Source organism: Kribbella sp. NPDC000426 (assembly GCF_040300265.1).
GTDB lineage: Bacteria > Actinomycetota > Actinomycetes > Propionibacteriales > Kribbellaceae > Kribbella.
This window is the reverse complement of the sequence record NZ_JBEPDK010000011.1, coordinates 46291-60466: the sequence shown is the minus strand read 5'-3', so window position 1 is coordinate 60466 and position 14176 is coordinate 46291. Positions and strand designations below refer to the sequence as shown.

Here is a 14176-nt window from a genome sequence, read left to right as displayed (position 1 = left end):
ACGGGTCGCCATGGTGAATTGGCCAGGCTTGCGCGGGCGGGTCAGCGAGCGCGACACGCTACGCCAGCTAGTGGCGCAGGCCCGGGCCGGCCGGAGCCAGGTGCTGGTACTTCGCGGCGAGGCCGGTATCGGCAAGACAGCCTTGCTCCAGTTGGTGGTCGACGAAGTCACCGCTTCGCGGGTGATCCGGGCAGCGGGCGTGCAGTCCGAGATGGAACTCCCGTTCGCGAGCCTGCACCAGCTGTGCGCACCCTTCCTCGATCGGTTGGACGAGTTGCCGGCACCCCAACGCGATGCCCTGACCACGACGTTCGGGATCCAGACGGGTAGCCGACCGGACCCCTTCGTGGTCGGGCTCGCCGTACTGAACCTGCTGGCCGACGCGGCCGACAAGGAGCCGCTGCTGTGTGTCGTCGATGACGCTCAGTGGCTCGATCAAGCCTCCGTGCAAACGCTCGAGTTCGTCGCCCGCCGGCTCCGGGCGGAACCGATCGCGATGGTCTTCGCGGTTCGTACGACGGACCAGGCGCCCAGGCTGACGGGACTGCCGGAGCTGACACTCGCGGGCCTCCCGGCCGAGGAGGCAGCCGCGCTCCTGGACTCTGCGATGAGCGTCGCGCTCGACAACCAGGTCCGCGACCGGGTCCTGGCCGAAGCTCACGGCAATCCGCTCGCGCTGCTCGAACTGCCGCGCCAGGTCTCCGCTACCGAGCTCGCCTTCGGGCCTACCGTCGACGCTGTACTCGAGCCGTCGCTCGTCGGCCGCCTGGAGGCAGGCTTCCAGCGCCAACTCGAGGCGCTTGCGCCGCAAACGCGCACCGTGTTCCTGCTGGCCGCTGCCGAGCCCGCCGGTGACGTGGACGTCCTGCGCCGCGCCGCCCAGCGGCTTGGCCTCGGAGACGATGCGTTGGCAACGGCCGCGACGGTGGATCTGCTCGAGCTGCGTCACCAGGTCGAATTCCGCCATCCGCTGGTGCGTTCGACCGTGTACCGCGCCGCGTCGCCGGAGGAACGCCGTACGGCGCATGAGGCACTTGCCGAGGTGACGGATCCGCAGGAGGCGCCCGACCTGCGGGCGTGGCACCGCGCTCGGGCCGCAGCGGCGCCGGACGAGAGCGTCGCCGCCGAGCTCGATCAATCTGCCGAGCGTGCGCTCGGACGTGGCGGAATCGCCGCCGCGGCAGCATTCATGGAGTCCGCTGCGTACCTGACGCCTGATCCACAACGCCGCGCGCAACGCTCGCTGGCCGCCGCCCAGGTCAAGGCGACCGCCGGTTCCTTCGACCAGGCGCTGGCCCTGCTCGCGACCGCACAGGCCGGGCCGCTGTCCGAAGCCGAGGCCGCGCGGGTTCAGCTCCAGCAAGCCCAGATCTCGCACTACTCCGAGCACGGCAACAAGGCGCTGCCCTTGCTGCTTGCCGCTGCGAGGCGCTTGGAACCGACCGAACCGACGCTCGCACGGGAGACCTATCTGGATGCCCTGGCGGCAGCCATGTTCGCCGGCCGGCTCGCCGCCGGTCCCGACATCGGGATGAGTCAGGTGGCCGAGGCTATGCGCCAAGTGCGGCTGCCGGAAGCGCCGACCAAGTCCGAACTCCTGCTGCACGGCGTCTCCGTCCTCTACACCGATGCGTACGCCGCAGCCGCCCCTGGCCTGCGCGAAACAGTCAGTGCCTTCGGACGGGACGAACTGACCATGGACGAGGCCGTCCGGTTCGCCTGGCTCGCGGCCTGCGTCGCGACGGACCAATGGGACGACGTCAACTGGGGCATCCTCACCCAGCGGCACCTGGAGGCGATCCGCACCATCGGCGCACTCAGCGTGCTGCCGGTGGCGATCAACAGCCGGATCATCTACGACCTCTACAGCGGCGACCTCGCCGAGGCCGAGGCACTGGTCGCGGAAGCGGAATGGGTCGCCGACGTCACCGGCGGACAGAACGCGATGATCCCGTACGGCGAGGTGAGCCTGAACGCGATCCGCGGACGCGCGACGGTGGCAGAAGCCCAGTTCAAGCAGATCCACGACGAGATCACCGTGCGCGGCGAGGGCGTCGGGCTGAACATGATCAGCTGGTTCCAGGCGATCATGTGCAACAGCCTCGGCCGGTACGACGAGGCCCTCGAAGCAGCGCGCACCGGCGCTGCCTCCCCACTCGAGCTCGGGCCGCCCAAATGGGCACTGGGCGAGCTGGTCGAAGCCGGCGTACACAGCGGGCACACGGCCGAGGCCGCCGCGGCGCTGGAGCAGCTCGCGTCCTTCGCCGAAGCCAGCGGGACCGAGGCCGCGCTCGGCGTACTCGCGGGCCGTCGAGCACTTCTCGCCACCGACACCGCGGCCGAGGACTACTACCGCGAGGAAATCGAGCGGCTGAGCCGGACAACCCTTCGGGTCGAGCACGCGCGAGCACACCTGCGGTACGGCGAGTGGCTGCGACGCGAGGACCGTCGTACCGACGCACGCGGGCAGCTCCGGACCGCCTACGAGAACTTGAGCGCGCTGGGCGTCGACGGCTTCGCCGACCGCGCCCGCAAGGAACTCCGGGCGACCGGTGAGTCGGTCTCCCAGCGCTCCGCCGAGACGTCCGCAGACCTCAGCACCCAGGAAGCCCATATCGCCCGGCTCGTGGCGGAAGGGCTGACGAACAACGAGATCGGCGCCGCGTTGTTCATCAGCCCCCGCACGGTCGAATGGCACCTGCACAAGATCTTCACCAAGCTCGGCGTCAGCACTCGGCGCCAGGTACGACGCTCGGTGTCACGACCCCTGGCGCAGTGACCTGAACGCGGCGCGCATCTCGGCCGCGAACAGCTCCGGCTCCTCCCAGGCGGCGAAGTGCCCGCCGCTGTCGACTTGGTTGAAGTAGGCCAGGCCGGGATAGACCGTCTCGGCCCAGCTCCGCGGGGCGGCCCAGATCTCGCCGGGGAACGTCGTACACGCGACCGGGACCTGCACCGGTGGCGGGGCGTGGCCGGCCGCGGCGGCCGCAGCCAGGAACCGTCCGAACTCCCAGTACCAGCGGGCCGCAGAGGAGCCGGTGCCCGTCAGCCAGTACAGAGTGATGTTGTCGACGACGCTCTCCCGGGTCAGATTGCCGGTCGGTACGCCGTCGACGAAGGCCCGGGAGATCTTGTAGTAGCTGTCTGTGTCATGGTCGAGCATCCAGGCGGCCAGGCCGAGGGGCGAGTCCACCAGCGAGTAACCGATGGTCTGCGGTCGCGTGGACTGCTCCACGAAGTACCCGAAGCCGTCGGTCGTGAAGGTCTTGAGGGCGGCATGCGCGGCGCGTTCCGCCTCGGATTCCGCCGGCAGCAGGTCGACGACGCCTAACGCCGTCGCGAGCAGGTTGACGTGGATGCCGACCAGCCCTTCGACCCCGTGGCGGCCCATCGCGTCGGTGACCGCGGCGCCGACGTCGCCGCCCTGGGCGACGTACCGCGAATATCCGAGGCGGGCCATCAGCTTCGCCCACGCCTGTGCGATGGGGCCGTTCTCCCAGCCGAGCTCGGTGGGCGCGCTCGAGAAGCCGTATCCGGGCAGCGACGGCAGGACCAGATGGAATGCGTCCTCGGCGCTGCCGCCGTGCGCAGTCGGATCGGTGAGCGGCCCGATCGTGTCGAGCAGCTCGATGACCGAACCCGGCCAGCCGTGCGTCATGATCATCGGCAACGCGTCCTCGTGCCGCGACCGGACATGGATGAAATGGATCTCGATCCCGTCGATCTCGGTGGTGAACTGCGGCAGCGCGTTCAGCCTGGCCTCGCACCGGCGCCAGTCGTAATCGTCCTTCCAGTAGCCGGCGACCGCCTGGAGCGTCGCCTGCTGGACACCCTGCGACCGGTCGGCGACCAGCTCCTGCGCGGGCCAGCGCATCGCCGCGATCCGGCGGCGCAGGTCGTCGATGCGCTCCTGCGGGATGTCGATCTGGAACGGCTGGACTTCGGTCGTGGTCTCGATGGTGGTACTCATGACGCCTCCTCGGCGCGGCGATCCCAGGCAGCGCGGATCCCCGGTCCCAGTGACGTCCGGCGCCTGATGCGGTTGCTGACGCCACCGAGCCTGCGCCACTCCCGGCCGCGTCGCGCCCGCAAGAACCCCGGGTTCGTACGCCGCCCCGGGTCCGCTCACCGCCACCGCCGACGGACCGGCCTCCGGACGTGGGAGGCCGGTCCGTGGGTCAGATCAGCATCGGGTCAGATCGGCAGTGGGTCGTAGTTGGCGCCGAAGGGGGCGTCGGGGCGGGCGAACTCGCCCATCAGGGCGCGCCGCAGCGGCGTGGTGCGCTCCAGGAACTCGGGGTCGTTGCTGAGGCGGTCGGCCGGGCGGACCCACGGCGGGCTGTAGACGTAGTGGGTCGTGAAGCGGTCGTAGTCGCCGTCGTGGCGGAAGGTCCGGTGCCAGACGCCGTTGTGGAAGACCAAGGCGGCGCCGGCCTCGGCACAGACGACATGGCCGATCGCGACGTCCTCCTTGTTCTTGCGGATCGAGTCGGGCAGCGGCACCCGCGAGCGGTGGCTGCCGGGAATCAGCTCCATGTTGCCCATACCGGGCTTGGTCTGGTCGGTGAGCAGGTACGAGACGCGGAGCTGGATCAGCGGGACGGGGTACCCCAGGTCCTTGAAGTCGAACGCGGAGGACCCGTCCTGGTGCCAGCCGCCGTTCCCGCCGTGCGCGGGTTGCATGGTGTTCCAGCCGGCCTGCAGGACGAATCGATCGCCGAGCAGCCCCTGCACCTTCGGAAGCACGTCAGGATGATCGATCAACCGCTCCAGCACCGGCTCGCTCTCGTAGGTCCGCCCGAGCTGGCCGAACTCGCGGTCGCGGCTCTGATGCAGACGCTGCGAGACGTCGTACGCCTCGGCAGCCTCGTCCTTGGTCAGGACGCCGGGAATCAGGAAGTAGCCCCACGACTCGAAGATGAAGCGGTCAGTCTCGGTCAGCTGACCTTTGTCCACGACGGGATCAAGCATCGCTCTGCCCTCTTCTTGATGTAGTTGTCGGCGCCTCGGATCTGGCATCACACCGAGCACCCAGACTGCATCCTTACCCCGGGATCGCGCGCGCATGTCACCCGATTCTCACGTCGTGGACGTCGCGGACGACCAGCGACGTCCCTCAGGGCTTGGGCTTCTTCGGCTTCGGCCCGGGCTTGTCCGGTTTGCCGTGGTGGTTCGGCTGGGCCGGGGTCGTTCGTGCTTGCCGGGGCGGCTTCGTGGCTCGGGGCGGCTTCGTGGTCCCGGGCGGGGCGGAGGGCCGGACGCGGACCGTCGTGGTTCGGTCCGGGGTCCGGGGCGCGGACGGCGAGGGCGGAACAGCGGTCGGGGTGTTCTTGCTGGGGGCAAGGTTGTCGGTTGCCGGGGCCACCGGTGATCTGGTGGCGAGAATGGTGCCGACGGCGGCGCAGACAGCCAGCAGTGTGGCCGCGACGGCGCCGACAATCGCGGGCTTCCGACGTACCGGAGCCGGCGGATGACGAACTGGAGCCGGCTCGACCGTGGTGGTCGGCGGCATGGCACCTTGCGCGAGTTCGGCGGCGGTCGGGCGGCGGGCCGGGTCCTTGGCGAGCATCCAAAGGATCAGCGCATCGACCTCGGGCGGCAGATCACGCCGTACCTCGCTCGGCGGCGCCGGCTCACCCTGGACGTGCTGGAACATGACGCTCGCCGGGTTCTCACCCATGAACGGCGGATGTCCGGTCACAAGTTGGTAGAACACGCATCCGAGCGCGTAGATGTCGGACGGAGGCTCAGCGGGCCTGCCCTGGGCGCGCTCCGGCGACATGAAGTGACTGGTCCCGACGAGCTGCCCGGCCGCGGTCAACGTCGTGGCCACCTCGTCGAGGAACCGGACGATGCCGAAGTCCGCGACCTTGACCGACCCGTCGCAGGTGAGCAACAAGTTGTCCGGCTTGATGTCACGATGCACAACCCCGTCACGGTGAGCAGCCGCAAGACCGATCGCCGCCTGACGGACGAGCGACTCGGCCCGCTCGGGCTCGAGCGGTCCCGAACACCGGAGCTCCTCCCCCACCGTGTGCCCGTCGACCAGCTCCATCGCGAGATAGAAACAGTCCTCGTACTCACCGAAGTCGTAGGCAGCCACCACATGCGGATCCGACAGCCGCGCGATCGCCCGCGCCTCCCGCAGAAACCGCTCCGACGCGGCCAGCGTCCCCGCCACCGGCAACATCACCTTCACGGCAACCTCGCGGCCCAGCACAAGATCCCGCGCCCGATATACCTCCCCCATCCCGCCACGCCCGATGACCGCGCCGATCCGGTACCTGCGCGCGACCAGCTCCCCTGTTCTCCTCACCGAAGCCCGGTACCCACAGCGAATCTCGCAGGCTCGGACGAGTCGTCTCAGGCGGCGTACAGGCCGGCGCCGACGACAAGTGCCCAGGTCAGGCCGGCGATCAGGAGGACGCGGTCGTGGAAGAGCTCATGTTCCGGCTGTTCGCCGCGGCCGGTGGAGACGAGGAGTCCGTAGCGGAGGAGGCCGGTGAAGAACGGCAGGAAGGACAGGGCGAGGAGTTCGCGGTACGCGTCGCCGCCGAGGTACTGGAAGGCCCACATGCCGTACGACAGGGCTGAGCCGAGGAGCGCCACCGTCATCACCTGGTCCAGCCAGGACGCGGGGTACGCCGCGAGCACCGGCCGGCTGACCGCGTTCCCGGCCCGGAGGTGCTCGGCCTTGCGCTTGCCGGTGACCAGGAACATCGCGCCGAAGAGCGAGACGAGCAAGAACCAGTGCGAGACAGGAAGACCGGTCGCGGTGCCGCCGGCCGCGGCGCGCAGTACGAAACCCGAGGCGACGATGATCAGATCGACCACCGCAACGTGCTTCAGGCCGATCACGTACAGCACTTGCGCGACCAGATAGGCGAGCCCGAGCCCCATCGTGGGCCAGCCCAACAGACTCGTGACAGCCAGGCCGAGCAAGGCCGCACTGAGCCCGAACACTGCCGCGACAGCCGGACTCAGCGAGCCGGACGCCACGGGCCGCAGTTGCTTTCGTGGATGGCGTCGGTCGTCCGGCGCGTCACGGATGTCGTTGAAGGCGTAGATCGCGATCGAGAGCAACAAGAAACCGGCCGCGGCGACCGCGGCCCGCGCGACCAGGACCGGGGCCTCGAGTGCTCCGGCCGCCGCCGGGGCCGCGAACAGCATCAGCGCCTTGTGCCACTGCTGCGGCCGGCTCAACCGCAGCAAGGCCCGCGCCGGCGGCTCCCGCGATACGACGTCTGTCCGCAGGTCCGTCATTTCACAGTCACATAGAAGAAGTCACGCTGGTCGTCGACCAGGTAGCGATCGGACGGAGAGTTCATCGAGTCGAGCAGACGTTCGGAGGAAACGGAGCCGTGCGGTCCGGGCCGTTCGATGGCGAAGCTGACCATCGCGGCGTGGATGTCGAGCTCCATCCCCTGGACGATCCCCGCCCGGCGCATCGCCGCGGCCAGCGTGGCCAGCGTCAGCTTGTTGCCGGCGACATAGATCAGGTTGCCCTGGGCATCGGTTCCGAGACCGGACCGCCAGGTGTACTGGAACTGGCTGCGCACGGTCCCCCAACGCCCGTTCGCATTCGTCGTCAACCCGGCGACGATGTGCCCGTCCACGATCACCGGATCGAGGTTCTGCCGGACCGCGACGACGTTCGATGCCATTCGCAACGTTCGGTTCCAGGAGCCGATCCGCGCCGAACCGTCGCGGAGGATGGCGACCGAGGCCCGGCCGTCGACCAGCGGCACCGCCGCGATCCCGGCCGTCCACCACCCGCCGTGCGAGTCCTTCATCTTGAACCCGGCGTTGAACGTCGCCTCGAGAGCGGCGCGGTCCGCGGTGGGAACCGAGAAGCCGTTCGGCGAGGCCATCCCGACCAGAGGCTCCCGGGTCCCGGGCATCAGGTGCAGCCGGTACGTGTCCCGCGGCAGCAGTGCGGCCGCGGCCGTGACCGGGAGGTGCGCAGGGTCGGCGCGGAACCAGCTCGTCCAGAGCAACGGCGTACCGGACTTGGACTGGCGAGCCACGGTCCAGGCGCCTTCGCGCGGGAGCGGGGTGACACCGGGCAGCGGCCGCACGGCAGCCACGCTCGGACGCGGGTGGCCGGCAACAGGAACGATGCTCGGCCCGGTGGTGTCGATGGGCGCACCGACGGCGGGCGGCTGCTGGTGGGAGTACTTCCAGGTCTCGACGGTGTCGATCAGTTTCCCGCCGCCGTGGTCCCGGAACCACTCGACCGTGCGGACGGAGAAGCTCGCGCTCCCCGGATACAGAAGCGCCTGCACGTAAGACACAGCAGGCACGACCAGCAGCAAGGCACACCCGAGTGCGATCCAGCGCTTGCGCGGCCGTCTCATCGCCAGGCCGCCGGGAGAAGTCTGCGCGGCATCACGGACAGAACCCGTACGGCGAGCCCCATCCGGCGCGGTACCCAGACAACAGTCTGGTCGCGCTCCAAGGCAGCCGCGACCCGTCGCGCGACTCGCTCCGCGCTCGTCGCCAGTGGCGGAACGGGCAGGTCAGCGGTCATCCGCGTCGCCACGAACCCCGGACGTACGACGAGAACCCGCACGCCGGTCTCCGCCGCCTGCCGAGCCAGCAGGACGGCTGTCGAGTCGGCCAGCTGCTTGCCCAGCGAGTACGCCGCGATCGACAGCCGCGGTCGCACCGCAGCTGCCGACGACAGCAGCACGAGTTGGGCCGGCGTACGTTGCACCAAAGCACGCAGGAGCAGCGAGACCCCGACCCCGTTGACCGCGAGCCCTTCCGCGAACGTCTCCGACGACAGCGACCCGACGGCCACGATCGCGAGCTCCAGCGGAGCGTCCGCACACGCTCGATCGAGCATCCCCTCGATCTCCTCGACGCCCAGGCCGCCGTCGTACTGCGTGGTCGACACGTCGTACCCGGCATCGCGGAGCTTGTCGGCGTTCCACCACAGCTCGCCACTGGGCCGCCCGGCGAGGATGACGCGCCGCGGTGTCGCGCCGAGCAACTGGAGCAGGACCGCGAAGCCGATCTCCGACGATCCGCCGACGAGCAGCGCCGTACCGGGGCTCATGCCAGCAGCCCCAGACGCTCGGCCAGTCCCGAGGACCAGCGTCCGATCGGATCGAGGCGGTGCCGGGTGTGCTGCCAGTTCGCGAGCCGCGGGTACATGACAGGTATCAGGTCCGGATCGGTCACGGTGTCCTTGGCGAGGTACACCCGGCCGCCGGCTCCGGCGACCAGCTTGTCGACGGGCCGCAAGGAGTCGTGCACCCAGCGCGCCGGCAGATCAACAGCCAGCGTCCATCCCGGGATCGGGAACGACAGCGGCGCCGAGGAGTCGAAGCCGAGATTCTTCAGCGTCGCCAGCGCCGGCGTCATGCCGTGCGTGCCGAGGTACTCGAGCACGTCCCGTACGACCCCCAGCTCGTCAGGCGGTACTGCGAACTGGTACTGGACCAGCCCTCTCCGGCCGAACGCCGCCGGCCACGAATCGGCGCGATCCAGCGGGCACAGGGCCGATCGCAACGTCGCCAGCTGTGAGTTGGCCGATCTGCTGAGATGCCAGCGCGCGGCCGAGGCGGCGGCAATCGTCGCCCTCGACACCACACCCGGTCCCGGCAAGGAGCGGCGCCAGCGAGATGCTGCTGTCCGCGCCTCGGGGTACGGCGCCACCGAGCCAGGTAGATCCAGTGTCGACGCACCGTAGAACTCGTCGACGATGCCACGGCCGAGGCTCGCCCCCGGTGCATGCGCATCCACCCAGGCGACGACGTGCCGGTCCGGGTCGAGCTCCTGCTGGGCGGCGAGCGATTGCATCGCCTCGAAGGTCTCGTCGAGTGAACGCGTCCGTTGGCGATTGCGAATGACCCAGCCGGTCTCCACCCGCCGCAGCTGGATCGCGGCGTGCAGGATGACCCCGGTCAGCCCCATGCCACCGACCGTTGCCCAGAACGCGTCGGCGTCCTGCCCGGGAGAGAGTTGGACGATGTTCCCGTCGGACCGGAGCAAGGCGAGCCACCGCACCTGCCGGCCGAAGGATCCCGCTCCGGGATGGTTCTTGCCATGAACGTCCGAGGCGATCGCGCCGCCGACCGTGACGCGTTCCGTCCCGGGTACGACGGGTAGCTTCCAGCCCAGCGGCAGGGTCTGGTCGATCACGTCCCGCAGCAGCGCGCCCGACTCGACGATCAGGACTCCGTCGCGCTCGTCGAACGACACGATCCGGTTGCGCGACGTCAGGTCGAGCACGATCCCGTCGTTCGGCAGCGCAGCGTCCCCGTAGCTCCTCCCCGCGCCCCGCACCGTGATCCTGGGTTCGGCCAGCACGGCCTCGACCAGACCGCCGTCGTACGTCGGCCGTCGGACCGGCGTGGACCGATGGACCGTCCGCCCCCAGCCGGACAACGCCTGCAGGCCGGGATGTTCGAGGGTCATACCAGCGACGCTAAGGACCAGGCACTGAGAGCGTGCTGAGTCGGCCCCGCTCAGGTTGCTCTCAGCGGGGAGGATCGACACTGGGTGGGTGCGGGTATTGATTGTCGAGGACGAAGTTCCCCTGGCCGAGACTGTTCGGCACGGGTTGGCCGAGGACGGGTTCGTGGTGGAGGTGGTTCACAACGGGGAGGACGCCGTGTGGGCCGCGACCGAGAACGCGTACGACGTGATCGTGCTGGACATCATGTTGCCCAAGCTCAACGGCTACAAGGTGCTCGAACAGATCCGTGAGCGCGGGGTCTGGGCGCCGGTGCTGATGCTGACCGCGAAGGACGGGGAGTACGACCAGACCGACGCGTTCGACCTCGGCGCGGACGATTACCTCACCAAGCCGTTCAGCTTCCTGATCCTGGTTGCCCGTCTCCGCGCGCTGATCCGGCGCGGCGCCCCGGAACGGCCGGTCGTCATGACAGCCGGCGACCTCGTCCTGGACCCGGTGAAGCGCCGGGTGGAACGCGCCGGCCAGGAGGTCATGCTGACGCCGCGCGAGTACGGTCTGCTCGCCTACCTGATGCGTCACCGGGGCGAGACCGTCAGCAAGACCCAGATCCTGGAGAACGTCTGGGACCCGGCGTTCGACGGCGACCCGAACGTCGTCGAGGTCTACATCCGCTACCTCCGCCTGAAACTGGACGCCCCGTTCGGCCGGAACGCGTTCGAGACCATCCGCGGCATGGGCTACCGCCTCGACGCCGACGGTGGCTGAGCTTCAACGGCCCGCGGTGAGTACGCCGTGAGGTGCTGAGCCAGCACATTTCTCCAAGTCATCACCGGATCCGTGTGCCGGTTGAACGACTGGATCCGCGACAACTCCGCCCGGTCGCTCAGCAACGCCGCTGCGACCGCCGCCATTTCGGAGTCGCTGTGCACCAGCCGGCCCTCGATCCCCGGCCGGACGAACTCGCCCACCCCACCCGAAGCCATCGCCACCACAGCAAGACCAGCACATCGAGCCTCGAGCGCTGCCACGCCGAAGGACTCGAGTTCCGCGGGCGCGAGGTACACGTCCGCCGAGGCATACAACTGCTGGATCTCGAACCGGGTCAGCCGCCCCGGCAGGTCGACCCACTCGCTGAGCCCACGCCGCCGTACAGCTCGTGCGGCAGCGGCCGCCTGAGGGCCGTCGCCGACGACGACGGCTCGAAGCGGAACAGCGGACGGCACCGCGGCGCGGATCTGCTCCAGGATCCGCACGGTCGCCAGCGGCCGCTTGCGGCGTACCAACCGCATCGTGCTCACGATCGTCAGGGTGTGATCAGTACGCCGGTACCGACGCCACAGCTCAGGGTCGACGCCGTTGTGCAGTACGCCGATCGCTCGCTCGGGAAGCTGATTCCTCAGGACCTCCGCAACCGCCTCGCTGACAGCAGTCCATTGCACGTCACCGACATACCGGTCAATCCCCGCCAGCGGCCAAGGCATCGATGCGCTGGGCAACGAGTGCAGAGTCAGGAACGGGCGGTGGGCCAGCCGTGCAGCCTGCCAGGCCAGTGGTGACACCAACGAACTGTGGCAGTGCACGACCTCGAAGCCCGGCAACATCGCCCGCAGCCGATCGACCGCGGCCCGGAGCGGTACGCCGCCGTACGCCGGCAACCGCACGACCGGGACATCTCCCGCCGACGACGGCCCGTCGGTGATCGTGAAGACCGTGACCTCGTGGCCGGCACGGATCAGCTGGACGGCGAGGTCGTGGACCTGGAGCTCGATCCCGCCCAGCCGCGGGAGATAGCAGTCGCTGACCAGCGCGATCCTCATCCGGCCACTGCCTCCAGCCGTTCAGCGCCGGTACGACGTCCGAACCACGACCAGACGGCGAGCATCACGCCACCGACCGGGATCTCCATCAGGTAGGTGAATCCGCGGAACAACAGCATCCCGGCCGCGACGCCCGCCGGATCGCCGCCGAGCGCGACCAGCGCCGCGGTCGTCCCGACCTCGACGACACCGGCGCTGCCCGGGGTGATCGGAACCAAGGTCAACAGGCGCTCCACGGCAAGCGCAGTGAAGAGAACAGGAACGCTTAGCGGGACGTGCAACGTCGTGAAGCAGAGCCACAACAGGGCGAGCTGCAACGCCAGGTACGCCAGCATGCCAACCGTCATCGGCTGCCATCCGGTACGCATCAGCTGGAGGATCCGTCGTCGCAACGCCGGCAGCCGCGACTCGAGGCGGAACGCGCTGACGGCCTTGTCGAGAACCACGCCGACGACCACAGCTGCTCGCTCGTCCACAAGGATCCAGAGACCCAAGGCGACGACTATCGGCACCGGCAGGAACAGCAGACTCGCCGAGCTGAAGGCCGAGCCGCTGTGCAGGATCGGCACTAGGCCGAGTGCCAGGGCGATCACGCCGAGCTTGGAGGCGACGTTCAGCAACGTGGTCACGGCCAGGAACCCGCCGAACGAACTCGCGCTGAAGCCCCAGCGCCGGACCATCGTGAAGTTCAGCGCCGTCCCGGCCGCGCCGCCGAGCGGCAACACGTTCGCCACCGCGCTTCCGGTCAGGCTCAGCGTCAGTCCACGCCGTTTCGTCAACCCTGGCAGCGACGCGGCGAGCACGAACGAATGCGCCCACAGTCCGGCGATCCACACGATCGTCAGCAGCACCAACGATCCCGGCGACACGCGGCCGATGACAGCACCGACCTGGGACCAGGTCGCGCCGACCGCTCGCGGCAGCAGGATCACCAACGCGGCGGTGATCAACCCGCTCAGGATGGAGGTCACCAGCCTCCGGCGCGTGCGGTCCATCGTCACTCCAGGCCGCTGTTCGATGTGCCTCATCGGTCCCAGCCTGGTGTCCCGGGGCTGAGAGGGTGCTGAGAGCAACTAGCTCGATCACGAACGACGTGTCACGCTCGTACCGTGGCCGGACCTTTCACCCTTGTGGCCTTCCACGCCCACCCGGACGACGAGGCCTTGCTGATGGGCGGGACCTTGGCGCGGCTCGCGGCGGAAGGACATCGCGTCGTACTCGCGGTTGCTACCGACGGCGAGGCCGGCGCGGCTGCAGCGGCGTACCGGACAGGTGGCGGATTGGCGGCTAACCGGCGCAGCGAACTGGAGCGATCAGCTGCGGCGCTGGGTTGCGCGCGGGTGGTGCGCTTCGGTTTCAAGGACTCAGGATCGTCCGGACCGCCGGCGGAAGGCGCCTTCAGCACGCTCGCCGTCGAGGAGGCCGCCGAGCCGTTGATCCGGCTGCTCCGGGAAGAGCGGGCCGACGCCCTGACCAGCTACGACCCGGCCGGCGGTTACGGTCATCCGGATCACCGCCAGGTGCACGCGGTGGGTACGTATGCAGCCGCCCGGGCCGGCACGAAGTTGGTGCTTGAGGCAACGATCGACCGCCGCTCGATCCGGCGGCTGATCCGCGTCGTCGAGGCGATCCCCGGCGTACTGCCCGAAGTCACCGCGGCCGCCTACGATCACGCCTACTCCCCCAGCACGGCGATCACCCATCGGGTCGACGTACGGCGTTATCTGCCGGAGAAGCGCGCGTCGTTCGAGGCGCACGCCAGCCAGGCCAGCTCGGACGAGGGAGCACGCACCCTGGCACTGCTGCTCAGATTGCCGCGGTGGCTGTTCGCGTCGATGCTCGGCCGGGAGTGGTACGTCGAACACGGCCGCCGGCCCGGCAAGCCGCTCGACGACGTGTTCGCCTCGCTGCGCTGAGCCACGTTCTCAGCCGA

Annotated in this window: 12 protein-coding genes; 3 read left to right on the top strand and 9 right to left on the bottom strand. The window is 69.3% G+C overall.

The genetic code is table 11. The annotated features are described in order from the left end of the window. Nucleotides 1-10: 10 nt before the first annotated feature. Complete coding sequence (locus tag ABT313_RS41295; RefSeq protein WP_350865980.1) at nucleotides 11-2779, top strand: helix-turn-helix transcriptional regulator; 2769 nt, start codon at nucleotides 11-13, stop codon at nucleotides 2777-2779. On the opposite strand, the gene ABT313_RS41290 is transcribed toward ABT313_RS41295, so the two are convergent. From ABT313_RS41290 to ABT313_RS41260, 7 genes are all read right to left on the bottom strand, one after another. Beyond that, nucleotides 2759-3970 carry an epoxide hydrolase family protein gene (locus ABT313_RS41290; RefSeq protein ID WP_350865978.1) on the bottom strand — a complete coding sequence of 404 codons (1212 nt, stop codon included), beginning with the start codon at nucleotides 3968-3970 and terminating at the stop codon, nucleotides 2759-2761. The two genes, ABT313_RS41295 and ABT313_RS41290, sit on opposite strands and share 21 nt — an antisense overlap. A gap of 224 nt (nucleotides 3971-4194) precedes the next feature. Next, entirely contained in the window at nucleotides 4195-4971 is a 777-nt protein-coding gene (locus ABT313_RS41285) for a phytanoyl-CoA dioxygenase family protein (protein ID WP_350865976.1), read from the bottom strand. A 145-nt stretch (nucleotides 4972-5116) separates the two neighbouring features. Continuing rightward, nucleotides 5117-6316 (bottom strand): serine/threonine-protein kinase, encoded by a 1200-nt coding sequence (locus ABT313_RS41280; RefSeq protein ID WP_350865975.1) that lies wholly within the window; start codon nucleotides 6314-6316, stop codon nucleotides 5117-5119. Nucleotides 6317-6363: 47 nt separating this feature from the next. Beyond that, the gene (locus tag ABT313_RS41275; protein ID WP_350865973.1) at nucleotides 6364-7263 is read right to left on the bottom strand and encodes a decaprenyl-phosphate phosphoribosyltransferase; all 900 of its coding nucleotides are present in this window, start codon (nucleotides 7261-7263) and stop codon (nucleotides 6364-6366) included. Further along, on the bottom strand, nucleotides 7260-8303 hold the full coding sequence (locus ABT313_RS41270; protein WP_350865972.1) for a phosphodiester glycosidase family protein: 1044 nt from the start codon (nucleotides 8301-8303) through the stop codon (nucleotides 7260-7262). The genes ABT313_RS41275 and ABT313_RS41270 overlap by 4 nt, the downstream gene beginning before the upstream one ends. A gap of 50 nt (nucleotides 8304-8353) precedes the next feature. After that, on the bottom strand, nucleotides 8354-9061 hold the full coding sequence (locus tag ABT313_RS41265; RefSeq protein ID WP_350865970.1) for an SDR family NAD(P)-dependent oxidoreductase: 708 nt from the start codon (nucleotides 9059-9061) through the stop codon (nucleotides 8354-8356). Beyond that, nucleotides 9058-10425, bottom strand: a complete 1368-nt coding sequence (locus ABT313_RS41260) for an FAD-binding oxidoreductase (RefSeq protein WP_350865968.1) — start codon at nucleotides 10423-10425, stop codon at nucleotides 9058-9060. The genes ABT313_RS41265 and ABT313_RS41260 overlap by 4 nt, the downstream gene beginning before the upstream one ends. An 88-nt stretch (nucleotides 10426-10513) precedes the next feature. Between ABT313_RS41260 and ABT313_RS41255 the strand changes: the two genes are divergently transcribed. Further along, nucleotides 10514-11191 (top strand): response regulator transcription factor, encoded by a 678-nt coding sequence (locus tag ABT313_RS41255; protein WP_350865966.1) that lies wholly within the window; start codon nucleotides 10514-10516, stop codon nucleotides 11189-11191. Here ABT313_RS41255 and ABT313_RS41250 read toward each other — a convergent pair. Together ABT313_RS41250 and ABT313_RS41245 are read right to left on the bottom strand one after the other, a co-directional pair. Beyond that, a complete protein-coding gene (locus ABT313_RS41250; protein ID WP_350865965.1) occupies nucleotides 11164-12243 on the bottom strand; it encodes a glycosyltransferase family 4 protein in 1080 nt (359 codons plus the stop codon). The two genes, ABT313_RS41255 and ABT313_RS41250, sit on opposite strands and share 28 nt — an antisense overlap. After that, nucleotides 12240-13271, bottom strand: a complete 1032-nt coding sequence (locus ABT313_RS41245) for a lysylphosphatidylglycerol synthase transmembrane domain-containing protein (RefSeq protein ID WP_350865963.1) — start codon at nucleotides 13269-13271, stop codon at nucleotides 12240-12242. Before ABT313_RS41245 ends, ABT313_RS41250 begins: the two co-directional genes overlap by 4 nt. Before the next feature lie 81 nt (nucleotides 13272-13352). On the opposite strand from ABT313_RS41245, the gene ABT313_RS41240 reads away from it, so the two are divergent. Further along, nucleotides 13353-14159 carry a PIG-L deacetylase family protein gene (locus tag ABT313_RS41240; protein ID WP_350865961.1) on the top strand — a complete coding sequence of 269 codons (807 nt, stop codon included), beginning with the start codon at nucleotides 13353-13355 and terminating at the stop codon, nucleotides 14157-14159. Nucleotides 14160-14176 lie beyond the last annotated feature (17 nt).